Annotated in this window: 16 protein-coding genes and 2 tRNA genes; 1 reads left to right on the plus strand and 17 read right to left on the minus strand. The window is 38.0% G+C overall.

Annotated features, from left to right (window positions below; genetic code table 11):
• Positions 1-4: 4 nt before the first annotated feature.
• The 17 genes from I6E72_RS14975 to I6E72_RS15055 all read right to left on the minus strand — a co-directional run bounded on the left by I6E72_RS14975 (position 5) and on the right by I6E72_RS15055 (position 18,546).
• Entirely contained in the window at positions 5-2,326 is a 2,322-nt protein-coding gene (locus I6E72_RS14975) for an efflux RND transporter permease subunit (protein WP_007586903.1), read from the minus strand.
• Positions 2,326-3,321: a WD40/YVTN/BNR-like repeat-containing protein gene (locus I6E72_RS14980; RefSeq protein ID WP_165721953.1), complete on the minus strand. Its 996-nt coding sequence runs from the start codon at positions 3,319-3,321 to the stop codon at positions 2,326-2,328. Before I6E72_RS14980 ends, I6E72_RS14975 begins: the two co-directional genes overlap by 1 nt.
• Positions 3,322-3,447: 126 nt before the next feature.
• Positions 3,448-4,812 carry a DUF1329 domain-containing protein gene (locus tag I6E72_RS14985; protein ID WP_101163782.1) on the minus strand — a complete coding sequence of 455 codons (1,365 nt, stop codon included), beginning with the start codon at positions 4,810-4,812 and terminating at the stop codon, positions 3,448-3,450.
• 13 nt (positions 4,813-4,825) lie between these two features.
• On the minus strand, positions 4,826-6,925 hold the full coding sequence (locus I6E72_RS14990) for a DUF1302 domain-containing protein (protein WP_024607861.1): 2,100 nt from the start codon (positions 6,923-6,925) through the stop codon (positions 4,826-4,828).
• A 252-nt stretch (positions 6,926-7,177) separates the two neighbouring features.
• On the minus strand, positions 7,178-7,399 hold the full coding sequence (locus I6E72_RS14995) for a DUF2835 family protein (RefSeq protein WP_010552655.1): 222 nt from the start codon (positions 7,397-7,399) through the stop codon (positions 7,178-7,180).
• Positions 7,400-9,994 carry an aminopeptidase N gene (pepN, locus tag I6E72_RS15000; protein ID WP_101216250.1) on the minus strand — a complete coding sequence of 865 codons (2,595 nt, stop codon included), beginning with the start codon at positions 9,992-9,994 and terminating at the stop codon, positions 7,400-7,402. It abuts the gene before it with no gap.
• Positions 9,995-10,041: 47 nt separating this feature from the next.
• Entirely contained in the window at positions 10,042-11,505 is a 1,464-nt protein-coding gene (nhaC, locus tag I6E72_RS15005) for a Na+/H+ antiporter NhaC (protein WP_007586912.1), read from the minus strand.
• A gap of 181 nt (positions 11,506-11,686) precedes the next feature.
• Entirely contained in the window at positions 11,687-13,711 is a 2,025-nt protein-coding gene (gene prc / locus I6E72_RS15010) for a carboxy terminal-processing peptidase (protein WP_007586913.1), read from the minus strand.
• Between the two features lie 26 nt (positions 13,712-13,737).
• Positions 13,738-14,388: an RNA chaperone ProQ gene (proQ, locus tag I6E72_RS15015; RefSeq protein ID WP_007586916.1), complete on the minus strand. Its 651-nt coding sequence runs from the start codon at positions 14,386-14,388 to the stop codon at positions 13,738-13,740.
• Between the two features lie 15 nt (positions 14,389-14,403).
• Positions 14,404-14,682: a hypothetical protein gene (locus I6E72_RS15020; RefSeq protein WP_002961910.1), complete on the minus strand. Its 279-nt coding sequence runs from the start codon at positions 14,680-14,682 to the stop codon at positions 14,404-14,406.
• Positions 14,682-15,140: a GAF domain-containing protein gene (locus I6E72_RS15025; RefSeq protein ID WP_007586917.1), complete on the minus strand. Its 459-nt coding sequence runs from the start codon at positions 15,138-15,140 to the stop codon at positions 14,682-14,684. The genes I6E72_RS15020 and I6E72_RS15025 overlap by 1 nt, the downstream gene beginning before the upstream one ends.
• 128 nt (positions 15,141-15,268) lie before the next feature.
• Positions 15,269-15,649: a hypothetical protein gene (locus I6E72_RS15030; RefSeq protein WP_007586920.1), complete on the minus strand. Its 381-nt coding sequence runs from the start codon at positions 15,647-15,649 to the stop codon at positions 15,269-15,271.
• A gap of 174 nt (positions 15,650-15,823) precedes the next feature.
• Positions 15,824-16,069, minus strand: coding sequence for a hypothetical protein (locus I6E72_RS15035; RefSeq protein WP_197112894.1), 246 nt, complete (start codon positions 16,067-16,069; stop codon positions 15,824-15,826).
• Positions 16,070-16,082: 13 nt separating this feature from the next.
• Positions 16,083-16,895 carry a CPBP family intramembrane glutamic endopeptidase gene (locus I6E72_RS15040; RefSeq protein ID WP_007586924.1) on the minus strand — a complete coding sequence of 271 codons (813 nt, stop codon included), beginning with the start codon at positions 16,893-16,895 and terminating at the stop codon, positions 16,083-16,085.
• Positions 16,896-17,013: 118 nt separating this feature from the next.
• Positions 17,014-17,898 carry a LytTR family DNA-binding domain-containing protein gene (locus tag I6E72_RS15045; protein ID WP_080671220.1) on the minus strand — a complete coding sequence of 295 codons (885 nt, stop codon included), beginning with the start codon at positions 17,896-17,898 and terminating at the stop codon, positions 17,014-17,016.
• Positions 17,899-18,281: 383 nt separating this feature from the next.
• Positions 18,282-18,372, minus strand: a tRNA-Ser gene (locus I6E72_RS15050).
• A gap of 83 nt (positions 18,373-18,455) precedes the next feature.
• Positions 18,456-18,546: transfer RNA gene (locus I6E72_RS15055), tRNA-Ser, on the minus strand.
• Positions 18,547-18,797: 251 nt separating this feature from the next.
• Here I6E72_RS15055 and I6E72_RS15060 point away from each other — a divergent pair.
• Positions 18,798-19,463 (plus strand): Bax inhibitor-1/YccA family protein, encoded by a 666-nt coding sequence (locus I6E72_RS15060; RefSeq protein ID WP_007580214.1) that lies wholly within the window; start codon positions 18,798-18,800, stop codon positions 19,461-19,463.
• Positions 19,464-19,494 lie beyond the last annotated feature (31 nt).

Consider the following 19,494-nt stretch of genomic DNA (forward strand, 5'->3'; position numbering starts at 1 on the left):
CACATTATTTTTTCTGGTCAGTCCAGAGAAGGCTACCAATAGCGGGTAATAACAACACTGCACCTAACATATTTACTAAAAACATGAAGGTTAACAGTATACCCATATCAACTTGGAATTTAAGATCTGAGAATATCCACGTACTCACACCAATCGCAAGTGTAATACCGGTAAATAGAACCGCACTTCCACGTTCAACAAGCGCATTTCGATAAGCAACACTTAATGGTACATTTTGCTTAAGCTGCCCCATCATCGACGACAGTATATAAATACCGTAATCGACCCCAATACCTACTCCTAGAGCAATAACTGGCAAAGTAGAAACGGTTAAGCCTATTTCTAATTGCACCATAAGTGCTTGTGCAAGTGTTGATACGATATAAAGCGGCAATACCACTGCAATCGTTGCTTTTACGCTTCTAAAGCTCATTAAACATAAAATGATAACGGCACCATAAACATAAAGCATCATTGGTATTTGCGCTTCTGCAACTGATTCATTAGTGGCTGCCATTACACCAACAGGTCCTGACGCTAACTTAAATGCTAATTTATCAGTGCCCTCTTCTTGCGCAAATTGCTTAACACTCTTAATTACAGTATCGATAGTTTGTGCTTTATGATCATCTAAAAATATAATCACTGGCATAACTGAACAATCACCGTTAAGTAAACCTGTACTAGTTTCAACTCGAGACGTTGACTGCACTAAACTTGCTGAATTTCGTGGCAAGCTTTGCCATTTCAAATTGCCTTCGTTGTAGCCTGCGTTAACCGATTGAGCTACAGAGCTCAAACTTACAGCAGACTGCACACCTGCTACATTCTCTACTTTGTATTGAAAACGGCTTATACGCTCCATCACATCATGCTCAGTACATGCTGCAGGATACGCTTCTACAATTACCTTTAAGATATCAGACGAGATAGTGTACTTGTCTGATATTAAAAACGTGTCTTGATTATAACGAGCATCTTGATGCAGTGATGGCGCGCCTGCATGTAAGTCACCTATACGCATTTTATCTGCTTGCCAGTAACCTAAAGCAAATAGAACAAGTGTAAAACCAATAATCATTTTAGCTACTTTAGGATCAGTCGCTTTAACAAGTAAGTCGCGGATTTTATCGAGCATGTTTGGTTTTGCTGCATCACCAGATTGAATATGTACACTGTTTTCAAAGTTCATGTACGAAGCCCAGACCGGCAATAAAATTAAATTTGTAAATATAATTACTGCTACACCTAAACTCGCTGTAATGGCAAGTTCACGGATAATACCAATATCGATGGTAAGTAATGTTAAGAAGCCTACTGTGTCTGAAAGCAGTGCAATACCGCCTGGCACTAATAAAGCCCTAAAACTTGACTGACAACAAATACGTGTTGTTTTACCTTCACCTACTTTTTTACCAATCGCATTTATCATCTGCACACCATGGCTTACACCAATAGCAAATACTAAAAACGGTACCAAAATAGACATGGGATCAAGGCCAAAACCTAAACTTGAAAGCAGGCCTAATTGCCAAATAACAGCAATAATGGAACATGCAATAGGCAAAATAGTCAGCTTTAAACTGCCACAAAATAGCCAAACCATAATAAAGGTAAAAGCGATAGCAATGGCAAAAAATACAACCACCCCTTTTGCACCTTCAGCTATATCACCAGCCATTTTTGCAAAGCCAATAATATGAATACTTACTTTGTCCGTACTTAAAGGCTCTCTTAAATCACTTTCTAGCTTTTGCGCAAAAGCTAATGTGTCTAATTTTTGTTGTGTTTGAGGATCAGTTTCTAAAAGTTGAGCAGTTACCATTGCACACGAATAATCGCTGGCAATCATACGTCCTACAACTTTTGCTTTTTCAATGTTTTCCTTTACTACACCTAAACCACGCTTATCTGCTTTAAAGTTAGCAGGAATAATTGGGCCACCGGCAAAGCCATCCTCCACTACTTCAACAAAACGAGCACTGGGTGAAAATATTGAGTTAACTAATGGACGATTTACGCCAGGAATGAAATAAAGCTGATCGTGAACCGCTTTTAATTGAGTAAAGAACTCTGGATTAAATATATCACCACTGTCATCACACACTGAAATCAAAATACTGTTTGCACCACCAAACTGCTTTTCATGCTTGGTATACACTTTCATATAATCGTGGTTTAACGGGATATTTTTATTAAACGATGCATCTAATTGAATTTGAGTCGCTTTGAATACAAGTAAACAGGTTATAAGTGCAAAACTTATAAGCATAATTAAGCGATGTCTAAAAATCGCCTTTTCAATAAAATCGAGTAGTTTATGCATTAAGGGGTTAACTCCTTCACTTTAATGCCATCTTCTGTAGCCATGATCAGCCTGTTATCTAAAATTACACCATCAAGAATCGCTTTACCGTCAGCAAGCTGCTCGTGGGTGAGTAACCCATCTTGAAGATGAAAAATAACGCCACTATTGGCAAGCATAAGCCATTGTTTGTTATTATAATTAATAATGTTGTTAATCGTCGCTGTTTTTACATTTTCGAAATGCTGCCACTGCTGTTCACCATTTTGCTTTGCAAAAACATTACCTCGAAGCCCTGCCACAATTTCTTGTGTGCTATCTGATGCAACTGCAAAGAATGAACCAGGATAAATTTCTTCTATCCTTTGCCAAGTTTGACCATCATCAATGCTTCTGGCCATCAAGCCCATCTCACCAACCAGCATTAAACCATTATCTGTTTTTTCGATTCGATTAAAGTGCGGTAAAATTGAAGCAGTTTCGGCTTCGTATCCTTCGGGGTCATTTTCTTTTAAATCGTTCAAGTAATCACGATCATCACTAAATAATAGCGAATCTAAAAAGCGTTTTTGCCAATGTTTACCACCATCGGTGGTTTGATAAAACATGCCATATGCGCCCACTGCAAAACCTTTTAAATCATCTTCAAATAGAATATCTAAACATGGTTTGTCTAATTTTGGTTGTGCTTGTTGTAGTTGCCAATTAATACCACCGTCAGTAGTATTTATTATTGTTGCATCGTGGCCACACGCCCATCCATTATTTTCATTACTAAAATCAACGGCAGTTAATAGCACTTGAGTTGGGACTAGCTCAGCTTGTTGCCATTTATCACCCGAGATACTTTTAATAACAGTACCGTGTTTACCTACTGCAATTAGACTATTGCCTGTGTTGGTTATGTCGGTGAGTAAGGTTTTAGCTGCATTTGTTGCACTGATTGCATTGTTAGGGGCTTCTTGTGCAACACTCGCACCGCTTATTATCAGGCTGGCATATACCAAATACTTCATAAATTTTAATCGCCTTGTACGAGAGAGTTGTTTGTCTTTTTACTGGGGAAAGCGTTGCGCGCTGTAAGACAAACGCGATGAGAAAGGAAAAGGCACTTAACAAATTGTTAAGTGCCTAGTTTAATACTATCTACCTGCGCGACGTAAAGCGCTTGAAGTAAATTCGTTATCGTTAAATGACTGTGAAAAATCGTACATTTTTTCTTGGTTATCTAAACCAATTGCTAAATAACGACGAGAATTCAAATCATGATAAACCTCAAGCGTACTCCACTGTGTAGGTACTTCGTAGTAGTTAAGGCCATAAGCCATTGCTACACGGTAAAGTTGGTCGCGGTTATCATAAATATCAGTAACCTGTACTTGCCAGCTATCTTCATCAATGTAAAACACACGTTTTTTATAGATATGGCGTGTATCGTCTTTTAAGTTAGCTTCAACAACCCAAACACGGTGTTTTTCGTAACGTGTATGTTCCGGATTGATATGACCAGGCATTAAAATATCATCGTACTCTAGCTTATCACTATGAAGTTTATAGCTGTTGTAAGGTATATATAACTCTTGCTTACCTTTTAGCGTCCAATTGTAACGATTTGGCGAGCCATTAAACATATCAAAGTCATCGGTAGTGCGCAGGCTATCTGCCGCTGTGCCTGGTGCATCATATGCAACATTAGGTGCACGACGAACGCGACGTTGTCCCGAGTTGTAGGTCCATGCTTGGCGCGGCGTTAGTATTTGATCCATTGTTTCATGAACTAATAATGCAGTACCCGCTAAACGAGCAGGCTCTGTAACGCTTTGTTTAAACTTAAACAAAATATTTGAGTCTTGCAGCTCTGCTGGTGTTGCGCTTGGGTCTGAGTATTTAACTAATAACTGCTCATCAAAGCCAACATAGTTATAAGAACCAGATGCAGTCGGTGCAGCTTGACCACCAAAACGCTCAATAGACTGGCCACGGTAACGTAATAAGTGATTCCAAATTGCCTCTAAACCCGTTTTAGGAATAGGGAAAGGAATACCAATCGCCGTATTTTTAATACCGTTACCGCCTTCAATTAATTCAGCAGTCGGTGCAAACTTTTTAGTCGCATCATACACAAACTGAGGGTAAGAAGCAGAACGACGTGTTTCATATACTGGCATTTTAAATGTGTCTGGGTATGCTTCAAATAAAGCAATTTGACCCGGACTTAAATTGGTTTTGTACTTTTCAATATTACTTTTATCAATAGTGAAAAGCACTTTATCAGCTGTAAATGGGTCAAGGTGATGCATACCAGCTTCATAACCTGCTGGTGCAGAAGTAATGCCATTATTCCATGCTGGAATAGAGCCATCAGCATTAGCTGCTTTTTCTGCGCCCATTGGCGTTAAGTTTTGACCTAATTGAGCAACTTCATCAGCGTTTAATTTAGCTAAAGCTGCGCTGCTTGCAAACAAGCTACAAAAAGCTGTAGCGATGAGGGTAGGTTTTTTAATCATAATAATGTTACCCCTAAATAGAATATTTTAAGTTAAAAGAAACGTAATCGCGATCTGAGAAAGTATTAATATCGCCGCCGCCCCAAAACGAGTTATAGCTCACATCAAGTGACCACGCATTTTGGTAGTTAAAGTTCATGGTTGCACCTAAAGATTTACGGTCTTCAATAAATAAGAACATAGGGTCTGGTGTATTACCATTTACGTCATGAGAAAATACAAAACGTGGAGAGAAGTTAATACCTTTGTAAAGGTTAAAATAATCACCTTTAGCAATTAAGCGGTAACCCCAAGAAGACGCAGTAGCAAATGATTTTTCTTCAGCGCCATTTGATAAACCAAGTTGCAATGTTGAGTAATCAGTAGTACCAGGGCCTGTAATTGTGCCACTACGGCCAGTACCCGATACATTTAAACGCATTTCGTCATATTCTGGCATGTTATGAATTTTTACAGCACCCACTTCACCAACAACAGCCCAACTATCGGCACCTAATGAAGGTCCAAATAAGTGAGTAGCCGTGAATTGAATTTGTGATGTATCACGTTCTATATAGCCTTGAGCAACTTCACCCGCACCAACAGAGCTAATATCATCGCCAAAACTCATTTGCGAAATACCTGCAAAATCAGGACGAAGACCTGCAAGCGCTAACTGCTCCGGCATAGCTGTGTAAAGTAACTCTACGTCATCAATTTGCAGTGGTTCATCTTGACGAAACGCAAACTCACCCGCAAAGGCTGTTTCACCAATAGTTGTATTAAAACTTAAACCATATAGTTTAATATCTTCTGGGTAGTCGTTTTCAGCTTTTGAGAAGGCCGTTAAATCAGCAACATTATCTGACGTAATTTCTGTTGTCATGATCATCGCTAAATCTTGAGCAATTGCTGCCTGTGAAAAGTTTGATACACGACCAGATATAAGTGGACGACGACTATGGTAGTTCACGTGGTATAACGCAATTTCAGTATCATTAAATTCAGGTAAAAATATACCTAAACGTAAACCGTACTGTCCGCCATCTTCAGGTTCATTTTTACCATTATCTCCTTTACCTTTTAACGCAACCTTAGTTGGGTAAGCAAGATACATTTGGGCTAATAAAGCACTCCCTTCAGCACTTGAAGGATCAATACCTCGAGCAGCTGCTGCTAATGCAAAATCAGATGTTAGGTTATTCAAACTATCTGTTAAAAAAGCCACATCTATATCAGGATTAGACGTAAAACCTAATTGAACATTCTGCTGATAACCATTTTCTGCTGCAAAGTCATTGGTAGAGAAGTATGTACCGGCTGCTGGTAAACGTGTTTCTTGCCATTGATATTGGTAGAAACCTTCAAGCGTAATGTTCTCAGTAATACCGAGCGATGCCCAAAGCATACCGATTGGTATAAATGCTTCTTTTAGCTCAGCGCCAGGTGCTTTTAATCGATCTATATCAACTGGGTTTACGTTAATACCATGAGATATAAGCGTACTTTCACCCCAGTTAACTACTTGCTGGCCTAAACGGACAGATAAAGGGTTATTACCATCATTTAAATCAAAATCGGCCCATACAAACGCATCTAATAAACGAATGTCGGCACAGCTTTGTGCTTTGGTGTCTTTATCGTCACACGGGTCAACCCCCTGCCCTGATGTAGGATTTGAATAAGCGTGGTACCCATCCATTAAAGCAAAGTCATAAAAATACATGAAGCGAGTGAACAAACCGTAGTTATCTTTATTTATTGAAAGGTCGTGTGTGCCCTTCAATAGTTTTGAGAATGAGTCACCACTATCAAAATTTAAATTACCCGCGTCACCGTTATTTGAATAAGACCCAGGTTGAGCCCATACATCTTGAGATGAGTAAATAGTGTTGTTTAGCGCTGGGTTGTATCCTGTCCAATCAAAGGCTGGATTATTACTTTTGCCAATTAGGTTAAAGTCTCTATCTTCTACGCGAACACTTTGCCCATATGAAAAGGTTGAATCGAAGGTAATATCAAAACCTCCAGCTTCAAATGTTACAGCTTGAGTACTTGCTGCAGATAAACCTAAGCTAGCGGCTGCTAAACCTATAGCGATTCTATTTTTAACAAAAAGCGATCTTCTTATCATTTTGGTTCCCCCCTGTCGCGGGTCATTTTGTGTGATCAAGTTATTGTTTTTAGTGTAATCATAACGATAGAAGCGAATCAGTAAAATTACAAATACTCGCTCTAATCTGTCATATACTTCTTATTCTGGTTAACGCTTACGTATTGGTAAGACGTCGTACCAGATAATTTATACACGTAATTTAACAATAGGACAAATTGAAATTAACAAAAATACAATATTTTTATGTATATATAACATAAAAACCGAGTGTCAGGCCACTCGCTCTAGGCGGATGAACTTGTTTTCGGGGGTTAATAAGAGTCTAAAACGGCCACGTACACCCAAGCTCGAAATGAAGGGCCTCAAATGCGTAGCAGCAAAACGAATTGTTTTACCGCCATCCTCTACAACTTGTAAAGAGCTAAAACGGCCATGGTAGTAATCCATGCACTCGTTATAGCTCAATCTTAAGGTAAAATAATACTCAATCATTTATGCGAGCGCTTTTTCAACCTTTTCATACAAGTCAGCACTTAGGCCATCTAAGTTGGCTAAGCGTTGTAATTGCAGCTTCATTGCTTGTGAGCGTACATCATCGTAACGCTTCCACGACATAAACGGTGTTAACATACGAGATGCATTTTGTGGATTAATTGCATTAAGTTTTATTAATAAATCACCTAATAACGCATAGCCTTGAGCATCTGCTCGATGAAATTGTGCTGTATTAAAGTGGCTAAAACTTCCTACAAGTGCACGTACACGGTTAGGATTTGAAAAATCAAAACACGGGTGTTCGTAAAGTGCCTTAATATCATCTATAGCAGTACTGCCTGATTGCATAGCTTGCAGTGCAAACCACTTATCCATGACTAAAACATCATGACGCCACTGACTATCAAAATGACTCAAAAGCTCATCTCTAACAGGGTGTGAAGCTTTTACCACAGCGCTTAGGGCACCAAGTACATTAGTCATATTAGTCGAGCTTGCAGCTTCTTTAATAAAGGTTACAGCTTCTGGACTTTGTGTTTTAGCAAGGTAGTGCAGACATATTTGCTTTAAAGCACGATTCGCAACAGCGCTTGCACTTATACTGCCATCATCTTCAAGAGATTCGTAACAACTAAGCAGCTCATCAGCAAGTTCATCAGCAATTTGTTGCTCAAACTTTTCTGTTATTTCAATAATGTCATCTACAGGTATTACATCAAATTCAGCAGCTAACGTGTCAAAACTCGGCAATTTAAACAGCTCTGCAATTAAAGCTAAATCGCCCTCTTTGGTGTTTATAAGTACACGTAGCGCATTTATAATTTCGCTGCTTAATACGCTATTCGTTGCATCGGTGATTTGAGATTTAATCGCCTTAATGAATAGCTGCTGTTGTGCATCCCAACGTGAAAAATCACTGCGCGCAAAACGCATAATATGCAATAGTTCGGGCTCTGTTGTTTGCTGGTTTAAAATACAAGGAGCAGAAAAGTCTTCGAGTAAAACCGCAACAGGCTTTTCTAAAATATTATCAAAGCTAAATGTTTGAGTCGCATTAGTTACATCGAGTACATGATCTAGCTTTTTACCTTTATATTGCAGAGCAATACTTTGTCCATTGGCATCAAGTAGTTCAATAGCAAAAGGTATATGAAGCTTTTTATTCTCTGGCTGATTAGCTGGCGCTGTTTGCTCGATTGTCAAAGTGTATGTATTTGAGCTGCTATCAAATTCTTGAATTGCATTTAAACGCGGTGTACCTGATTGGCTGTACCATTGTTTAAATTGCTCTAAATCAACACCTGATGCATCGCTCATCGCACTTACAAAGTCATCACATGTAACTGCTTGCCCATCGTGGCGCTCAAAGTAAAGCGTCATCCCTTTTTGAAAGTTAGTTTCACCCAGTAATGTGTGCATCATACGGATAACTTCAGCACCTTTATCGTATACAGTTACTGTATAAAAGTTATTCATTTCAATAACTTTCTCAGGGCGAATTGGGTGAGCCATAGGGCCTGCATCTTCGCTAAACTGATGCGTACGCATAACTTTGACCGCATCAATTCGGTTAAGTGCACGAGAGCCTAAATCACTACTGAACTCTTGGTCTCTAAATACAGTTAACCCTTCTTTTAGCGATAACTGAAACCAATCTCTACAAGTAACTCGGTTACCTGTCCAGTTATGAAAGTACTCATGCCCTACAATGGATTCAATCGTATGGTAGTCTTTATCTGTGGCTGTTTCTTGATTAGCTAATACGCATTTACTGTTAAAAACGTTTAGCCCTTTATTTTCCATCGCGCCCATGTTGAAAAAATCGACGGCTACAATCATATAAATATCAAGGTCATACTCTAAATTAAAGCGTTCTTCATCCCACTGCATTGCCTTTTTGAGTGAGGCAATAGCATGGGGTGTTTTAGATAAATTACCTTTATCAACAAACAATGCTAATTCTACATCTCTGCCGCTTTTAGTCGTGTACGTATCTTTTAAAACATCAAAATCGCCCGCTACAAGTGCAAATAAATAGCTCGGCTTTTTAAATGGGTCTTGCCATTTCACAAAATGACGACCATCTTGTGTTTCACCACTGTCTACTTGATTACCATTAGAAAGAAGTTGTAGATACTTTTTATCGGCAATAATAGTTACATCAAACGTGGCAAGTACATCAGGGCGGTCCATGTAATAGGTGATCTTTCTAAAACCCTGCGCTTCACACTGTGTACAATACGCACCGCCAGATAAATACAAACCCTCTAAAGAAGTATTCGTCTCAGGCGATATCTCGGTCACAATACTTAATTGGCAACTATCCGGTAGGTTATTAATTATTAGCTGCTCGCCAATAATTTCATAATCAGTTATATCAACCGTATCAATAGATAAAGACAGTAAGCGTAAATCAATACCATCAAGCACTAAAGGTGCTTTTTTATCACCAACACGCGTAAGCGTTAGCAAAGAGCTTACTTTGGTTGATAATGGCTGTAAGTCAAAGGTTAGCTCTGTGTGGTCAATTAAAAAATCAGGAGCTTTATAGTCTTTAAGATATTGTGCTTGAGGTTTACTTGATTCAGTCATAGATACTCCAAAACAGCTCCTTTTAAGTTAAAAGGAGCTGTTTAAAATTAGGCGGATTGTTTTGGCTTAATACGTAAAATTTTAATGCCCAAGTAGGCATAAACCACCGCTAAAACAGGGTTAATTAAGTTAAAGAAAGCGTAGAGTGCATAATCAAAAGGATTTATTAGTAAAACGCTTTGCATATATGCGCCACACGTGTTCCATGGAATTAGTGGGCTGGTAATTGTACCGCCATCTTCCAATGTACGAGATAAGTTAACAGGCTTCAAACCACGTTTTTCATATTCATCTTTAAACATACGACCAGGTACAACAATTGCAATATATTGATCGGCCGCTATCACGTTAGTACCAATACACGTTGCTATTGTTGCCGCAATTAACGATCCCGTACTTTTAGCTATTTTAAGTATGCTTTTAACAAAAATATCCAAAAGGCCCGTTTTTTCCATAATGGCACCAAACATCAGTGCAGTCATAATAAGCCATGTGGTTGTAAGCATTCCGGACATACCGCCACCACTGAGTAGGGAGTCCATTTTGTCATCGCCTGTACTTATGCTAAAACCATCAAAAAACGTCGTCCAAACAAGCTTAAAATAGCCAACTAGCTGCCCTTGAGAAACATCAATTTGGCTAGCAATTAAATCAGATTGAAACAACATGGCCCAAACAGCGCCCACAACAGCACCGATAGAGATAGCAGGAAAGGCTGGCATTTTTTTAATCGCTAAAACTAAAAGTACAATTAGCGGGATTAGCATTTCAAAACCAATATTAAAGTTTTGCTGTAAAATAGCCGTTATTTCATCAATGCGCCCCGCTTCGCTTGAAGCAGTTGCGTTAAAGCCCATGAATATAAATATAATCAGTGCAATTACAAAACTTGGTACTGTCGTCCACAGCATATGTTGAATATGCTCAAATAAATCAGCGCCTACAACTGCTGGCGCTAGATTGGTTGTTTCTGACAGCGGGCTTAACTTATCACCAAAGTACGCACCAGATATAACAGCGCCTGCTGTAACTGTTTGTTCAAGTCCAAGACCCGTTGCAACGCCTAATAAAGCAACACCTATCGTAGCGGCAGTAGTCCAAGAACTACCTATACTCATAGCTACAATGCCACAAATTAAACAACTCGCTGCATAAAACCAACTTGGGTTTATAACTTGCAAGCCATAATAAATTAAAGTTGGTACAGTTCCAGAAAGTAGCCAAGTGCCAATTAACGCACCTACCATAAGTAAAATTAGGATAGCGCCAAGTGAAAGCGTTATACCTTCGATCATGGCTTGTTCTAATTTTTTCCATGTATAACCGTTTTTAAGCCCAATTAAAGCCGCTGCAAAAGTAGCAAATAAAAGTGCAATTTGGTTAGGGCCTGATGAAGAGTTATCACCAAATAAGTAAACTGCAGCACCAAGTAAACAAATTAATACAGAGATAGGAATTAATGCATCAAAAAACGAGGCGGGCTTGATTGGTTTGTCATCCAATAGCTTCAAAGTAGAGACTCCTAGACACACTTACTGTGTGTTTAATTATTATTTTTAGCACGTAAAGCGCATTAATTGAGCATGATTGATCTAGCTCAACTTTATGTAATCAAATATTATAACAATTTAGTAAATTTTAGGTAGTAAAAAAGGCGCTAATGCGCCTTTTTTATAGAGGTAAAACCAGTTGTTACTTCTTAGCTATACGACCATAATTAATATAATCTTGAGTAATTAATGCAGCTTCTTCCAAAAATGGGTCAAGCTCTTCAATTACTTCAGGTAAATCGTCTAAGTTTTCTACCGGATCTTTACCTAAACGCTTAAGACGTTCGTTAGTACGTACAAGTGCACGTGCTTCACCTTCATCTTTTTCTTTAATACGCGTAGCTTCAACTAAAGAGATAGTTTTACGGTCTTTCTCTTCGTTGTATAAGGTAATGTCATTAAATACATAACCAAATTCTGGTTCTGATTTAATTCGTACTTCGTGTTGTTTCTCAAGGTACGTAATAATAGGTGTTAAATTACCTAATTTTTTGTATTTCGCTTTAACAATGCTGTCCCAAGGAAGTGCATTATCTTGCTTACTTTCGCCCCACTCTGCAGGATCGATTGCTGATGGAAACGAAATATCAGGGATCACACCTTTATGTTGCGTACTACCACCGTTAATACGATAAAACTTAGCAATCGTATATTGTACGCTACCCAGCGCATTATCGTATAAATCGTAAGCGCGGCCTAAGCCTTTGTGCTGCTGTACTGTACCTTTACCAAAAGTTTGCTCGCCAATAATAACTGCACGACCATAATCTTGCATAGCTGCTGCAAATATTTCAGAAGCAGAGGCACTGTAACGGTCAACTAAAACAGTTAAAGGACCGTCGTAATAAGTTATACCATCACGATCTTTTTGCTCTTCAATACGGTTATTTAAGGTATGAATTTGAACAACTGGACCTTGGTCAAAAAACAAACCAGACAGTTGTGTTGCTTCATATAAAGAACCACCACCATTTTGGCGTAAGTCGATAATAATACCATCAACTTTTTCTTCTTTAAGCTTAGCCAGCTCAACTTTTACATCTTTCGAAAGATTATTGTAAAAGCCTGGAATTTCAATCACGCCAACTTTACTTGTTAAATCAGAGTATTTTGCTTCAAATACTTCTGATTTAGCCGCTCTATCTTCAAGTCGAATTTTATCACGCGTGATTTCAACAACTTTAGGTGCGCCGTGAGCGTCAACACCTTTTAAATACTGTAGACGTACTTTAGTCCCTTTAGGACCTTTAATTAAATCAACTACGTCATCTAAACGCCAGCCAATTACGTCTACAAATTCTTCGCCATCTTGGGCAACACCAATAATGCGGTCATCAGCTTTAATTTGATCTGTTTTATCTGCAGGGCCTCCCGGCACTAAGCTGCGAATAACAGTGTAGTCTTCATCTGGGCTTAGTACGGCACCAATGCCCTCAAGCTCTAAGTCCATATCCATTTTGAATTGCTCTGCACGACGTGGCGATAAATAAGACGTATGCGCCTCAATACTACGTGCTAGCGAATTCATAACAATTTGAAAAGCATCTTCTGAATTAGATTGTACTAAACGTTTTTCTGCATTTTTATAGCGTTTGGTCAGCACTTCTTTAATGCCTTCCCAATCTTTACCCGTCATTTTTAAACGCAGTGCGTCGTACTTTACACGCTCACGCCAAATTTCATCAAGCTCAGCTTGTGACACAGGCCATGCTGAATCTTCACGGTCAAAAAAGTATTCATCTTCTTTATCAAACGTCATTTCTTTTTCAAGTAAAGTAAGTGAATACTCGTAACGTTCAAAACGGCGTTTAAGACTTAAGTTAAAAATATCAAACGTAAAGTCTAATTTACCGGTAGTAATAGCGTTATCAAAGTCATCACGATATTGCTCAAAAGAAGCGATATCGCTGGCTAAGAAAACGCTTTTATTAAAATCAAGGGATTCGATATAACGATCGTACACTTTACTAGAAAGCTCATCGTTAAATCGAACCGGTGTATAGTGTGAACGAGCAAATAAGCTGGCCACTCGTTTGCTAGCAGTACCATGTTGACTCTCTTGCTTAAGCTGGGGTAAATCGTCAATTGTAACGGCTTCTACAGCAGCAAATAATGAACCTGAAAACAGGGCAGCAACTAACGGAATGAGCGTAAACTTTTTACTCATACACAACTCCTTAATTTATTTACAACTTAAACGATGTATAAGCTGTCAGCTTTGGTTTTAACTTGCATACCTGTCACTAATTCAACATGAACGTCATCTTTGTTCACTTCAGTGATTACTGCATTTACAAGTGCTTGGCCAAGTTTAACCTTAACCTTATTATTAACCTTGACCTCAGTTGCTGGTAAAGGTTCAATTTTTCCTGAACGTTTAACTGGCGCTGCTTTAGCAGGTTTGTTAGCTGCAGGTGCGTTTTTATCGCCTGCTTTGCTAGCATGAGCTGGTTTTTTCTTGAAAGATTTAGAATCAGAATCTTGGCGAGGACGCTGTTGTTTTTTGCGTTTTGCCATTTTAGCGCGGCTTTCTTCCAATGCTTTTTGTGCATGGTCGATATGCTCTTGCTCAACTTTTTCACCTTGATTACCATCAAGATCAATACGAAACTCTGACTTTGTCACAGCTTCTAAATAACGCCAATTAGACGTGTATTTTCTAAGCGCTTGACGAACTTGAGTCTTACTTACTTTTTCAGACCCTTCAATACGCTCAGCAATATCTTTAAAAATACCTACTTTAAGCGGCTTGATGCCATCTTTTTGTTTAAAACATTGTGGGAATTCTTGATATAAAAATTCCAACACTTCATTAATATCTTTTAGCTTGTTTGTGGTTTCCATTTTAGAACCTATTTTTCACATCTTTTCATCAAGGGACGAATCGACGTAGTGTGTTACCCAGTCGACCAACTCTTCGAAATCGGCTTCTATTACAGCCATATCACCCCGAAGGTGTTCCCAAATACCATTAATTGTTTCATCAATAAATTCACATTCTGAATCATCTGGAAGACGATCCCATGCAATATGAATTAAATCATTGAGCGTTTCCGCTACATGCTCTTCTTCGCCTTCCCAGTCGCCAACATCTTGCACAGCAAATAGGTAGTCTTGAACATTTAGCAAATCTTTCATTACAGGCTCGCCTCTAAGCATTTCACTAATGCTTCAAGGCCAGCTTTATCATCAGCATCAAATCGGCCAATACTTGGACTATCAATGTCTAGTACTGCGAATACTTTACCATGTTTCATGATAGGTACAACCACTTCAGAGTTAGACGCTGCATCGCAGGCTATATGCCCGTCAAAAGCGTGAACATCTTCAATTAATTGTGTTTCAGCGGTTGCCGCAGCTGTTCCACATACCCCTTTCCCAACGGGAATACGGATGCATGCAGGATTACCTTGAAACGGACCAAGTACTAATTCAGTAGGAGAATCCATAAAGTAAAAGCCCGCCCAATTTACATCTTCTAAAGAGGTAAATAACAGCGCGCTTATGTTTGCCAAATTGGCAATTACATTAGATTCACCAGCTATCAGCGATTCAGTTTGCTTAACTAATGACTGGTAAAAATCGTGCTTTTGCATACCAAACTACTTCTTATTAAACATACAGTAGCTAAAGGTACTCTTTGTCGTGAAAAATTGGAACCTTTTGGAGGTAAAAAAAAGGAAATCGCACCGTTTATCAGCGTGCTTGGTTAATAATGCTGCGATTATTTTTTTACCGATTTGCGAAGACCAAATAAAAACAGTCCGGCTGCAAATGCTGACATAACACTATTAATCAAAAATATCTCGCCAGTTGAGGCACTTAATAAGTAACTAAATATAGCGCCACCTAACAAACCAAGCGTTAATACACCTGAATAATTAACTTTAGAATACTTAAACATTAGTAAATACCCTGGCACAACAAAGGCCGCCATCGTTAAGCCTACAATATGTGCATTTGAGATAGCAGTCATCAATAGTTGAAAAAATACGGATAAGAAATCACCCTGTAGCGTTAGTGCATAATACAATCCTAACAAGCTGCCAATAATTACCGGGGACAATAATGAAAGCGCGACGCTTTTTGCGAGTTGATGTTTCATCTAATAATCCTTAATACAGAGTATAAATTTTAATGTATTAAGCATGCACCAAGATCTAAAGCTTAGAAATAGAGACTATGGTCGTAATTTATGATTAAAAATAAACCTTATTGCAGTATGAGCCTATTAATATATTAATAGGCTCATACGTTTGGGTTATACTTATCAAAGTGCTTATAACTGAGCTATTTTATTTGATAACTCAAAGTGGCGAGATGTTACTATTTCCTCTAGCACTGCCAATCTTTTGTACAACATCGCTGTTTGTTCCTCTAATTTTGTTATCTTATTATTATTCAGTCCTTTAAATTTTGCTTGCGCTGCCATTATTGTAGTTTTATAGGTGAAATAACGTTTAGTAATAGTAAGAATCAAAAAGGGTGAGCTAAATATAATTATTACAATAAATAGTTCTAGCATGGTCGTTTCCCAATCAATTTAAGTTAGCTTGTTGCGTATAAAGTCCACTTTTAGTGCATTGAAATAATTTTGATAATGTAACTTCACGTTGCTTTCCTCGTCGAATTAGCATCTCAACATACACAATACTTAGTACAATTGCTGTTGCTTTAAATAAGTTACCTTGTAGATCACCTACTGCGCCGCCCGACATACCAAATATTCCGTAAGCTGCATTCATAAAAATATGCATCCACATAGGAAACCAAATACGATAACCACATTCACAATATAGCCACGCAAACCATGTACCTGCTACAGTAGTGATCGCAACCGCCATCAATGCAGAAATCGCATCATTACCTTGATAAATATGGCCCAGGCCAAATATTACTGAACTAATCAATGCCGCAGGCACAAAGCCCCATCTACAATATTTAAATAAAACACCAAACAATGCAGCCCTAAAAATTAGCTCTTCAAAAAAACCCGCATAAACTGAGCCGGTGATTATTGCTGGTATTGATAGGTTAAGTTCATCACTCAAAAATCCATAACCTATTGCCATAGGAGCACAACAAATAATTGCTGCGAGTGCATAGTTAATAAAACCAGAAGAATTAAGCCCTATAGATTCAAAAGGCTCACTTTGTTTAAACAAAATAATAGCCGCAATAACTAACGGTCCATATAAAAAAGTATATTTAGCGGGGGTAAATAAAATGCCAGTTAGATTATCAAGTTCAGACAACCAGCTAGACCAACCTTCTCCCCAAAACTGCCTCATTACATAGTGGCAAAATACAAATATAGAAATTATTACAAGTGCCTTGATAGCGTATTTCATATCTACTTTCCTCGTTAAGTTGTAAATTTCAACTTAATCTTGGCAATAGTAAAAATACAAAGCGACTTATTAGGTCTCAATTACAAGACGAGGTATAAAGCCCATGTTTTAGGGGGGATTAACATGTTTTTGGGATTAATGACAAAGCATCTTTTATTACTTTTACATAAGAACGAGACACCGGTATTTTAATATCAATTGTATGCAGCGATAATTGCAACCCTCCAGCATTACCACTGTAGTGCTGAATGTTTTGCAGGTTGACCGCATAAGAACGGTGGCATCGTAATATAATTGTATTTTCTGGGAGCTGCTTTAATAAACTGCTAAGAGATACACGTAATAGTTTACGTGAAGTTGAAGCTCCTTCCAGTATTGTTATTTCACAATAGTTGTCTGAAGATTTAATAAATAAAATATGGTGATGAGCTGTGTTAATTTCGTCGTTTTTATTATCGCCTTTAAGAGTAATTGTCTTTAATTCAACTTCTCTCAACTGCTCTTGATCGACGCTAACTGTACTTGGCTTAGTTAAATCTATTACATGCCTATTTACCACAAGTAAAAAAATAAGAGGAAATACACCAATACAAAAAATATACCCTACAAAAAGTAATTGATTCTGCCAATGCCAAGACCCAAGTACAGCAACCACAAAATACCCATGATTGAATAACGCAGTAATTAAAATATATGTGATAGGAATAATAATTAAACGGCTTAATTTACTTAGCTTAAACTTAAGTAACACTATTTCTATGAAACCTGACAATAGCAAAGCACAAAAGGTTACTATCCCATAGCCAAAAAGCCGCAGAAACTTGTAAGACTCGGTATCGCTTGAAGTGCCAAAAGGTTGAAATACAAAAAGTACAAAAAGCGCTATAAACGAAAACATGACGGCACGATATACAACTAACTTTCTCGAATCTAGATCATCTTTGAGCCACAACATCCTATTTTGCATACCTTTAATCCACCAATATTTAAAAATAGCACACATTAATATGTGCATTCCAACTCATTTAAAATTTTTTGTGATGGTAGTTTTATTAAAAACAAAAAAAGGAAGAGAACATCAACGTTATTTAACAGCAGAAGATGGTGTGTGAGCAATTCTATCTGCTTTTAAGATTTTACTAATGAGAGATAAAACATGTAATACCAATTCGCTTAATTAAGTGGTCTATTTTGAGGGCGGAAAAACGTGTTGATAGCTAGGCAAAAAATTCGCTATTTAGTTGTTCTAAATGAGAATTTTTTAACGCAGCGAGCGACACGTTTAGCCCCACAAAATGATTAAGTATTATTGCGGATTGGTATAAGTGCACTGATTTTGTTCCAAACACAAAAAAGCCCGCTAAATTAGCGGGCTATTTTGTTATATGGTGGAGAGATAGGGATTTGAACCCTAGATGGGCTATAAACCCATGCCGGTTTTCAAGACCGGTGCATTCGACCACTCTGCCATCTCTCCGATACTGCTAAGTTAAAAGTAAGAGTGTACTAATAACTATTTAAATGAATGATACTTTAATTACCACACACTTATTAAATAAGTGGTGGAGAGATAGGGATTTGAACCCTAGATGGGCTATAAACCCATGCCGGTTTTCAAGACCGGTGCATTCGACCACTCTGCCATCTCTCCGCACGGCCTGCATAATAGGGAAACCCATCCCTTTTGTGAAGCTTTTTTTTAAATTAATTGTTTAAGTGCTTAAAAAACAATTAATTTGTCTAAAGTTAGAACAAAGTGTTTTTAATTTAGCCGTCAAAACTCTTTTATTTAAATATTTAACTCTATTGATCTACAAAGGTTTGCCCAAACATATAAGAGTTGGTAATCTAATTTTAGTTAAATTATCGAAACACACACGTTTCACTTAAAGGAGCTCTACAATGGCGTTTAATCAATCGTACAATACCGCGAAACCGGTAATGTCTACCATTGAAACAAACAAGGTACTTAAAAACACCTACTTTTTACTAGCTATGACACTTGCATTCAGTGCTGTTACAGCCGGTATTTCAATGGCACTACAATTACCTTACTTTATGGGAATTGTGTTTACACTTGTTTCGTTCGGTTTATTATTTGTTGTAAATAAAAAAGCAGATACAGCATCTGGTGTATTTTGGGTGTTTGCTTTCACAGGTTTAATGGGGGCTGGCTTAGGTCCATTGCTTAACCATTATGCTGCAATGCCTAATGGCCCAATGCTTATTATGCAAGCGTTAGGTTCTACGGCGCTTATCTTTTTTGGTTTATCTGCTTATGCACTGAACACTAAAAAAGACTTCTCATTTATGGGTGGCTTTTTAACGGTTGGCTTAATCGTTGTGATTGTAGCTAGCATCGTTAATATTTTTGTTGGCAGTTCACTTATGTTTATGGTGCTTAATGCGGCAGTTGTATTGATCATGTCTGGTTTGATTTTATTCGATACAAGCCGAATCATTAATGGCGGCGAAACCAACTACATTCGCGCAACAGTGTCTTTATACCTAAGCGTATATAACTTATTTACGTCTTTACTTGCTCTACTTGGCGCAAGTGATGACTAATTAAATAGTTCTGTTAAAATAGCCCCTTAAT

The sequence above is a fragment of the Pseudoalteromonas sp. NSLLW24 genome, from assembly GCF_015864725.1.
In the GTDB taxonomy this organism is placed as follows: domain Bacteria; phylum Pseudomonadota; class Gammaproteobacteria; order Enterobacterales; family Alteromonadaceae; genus Pseudoalteromonas; species Pseudoalteromonas arctica.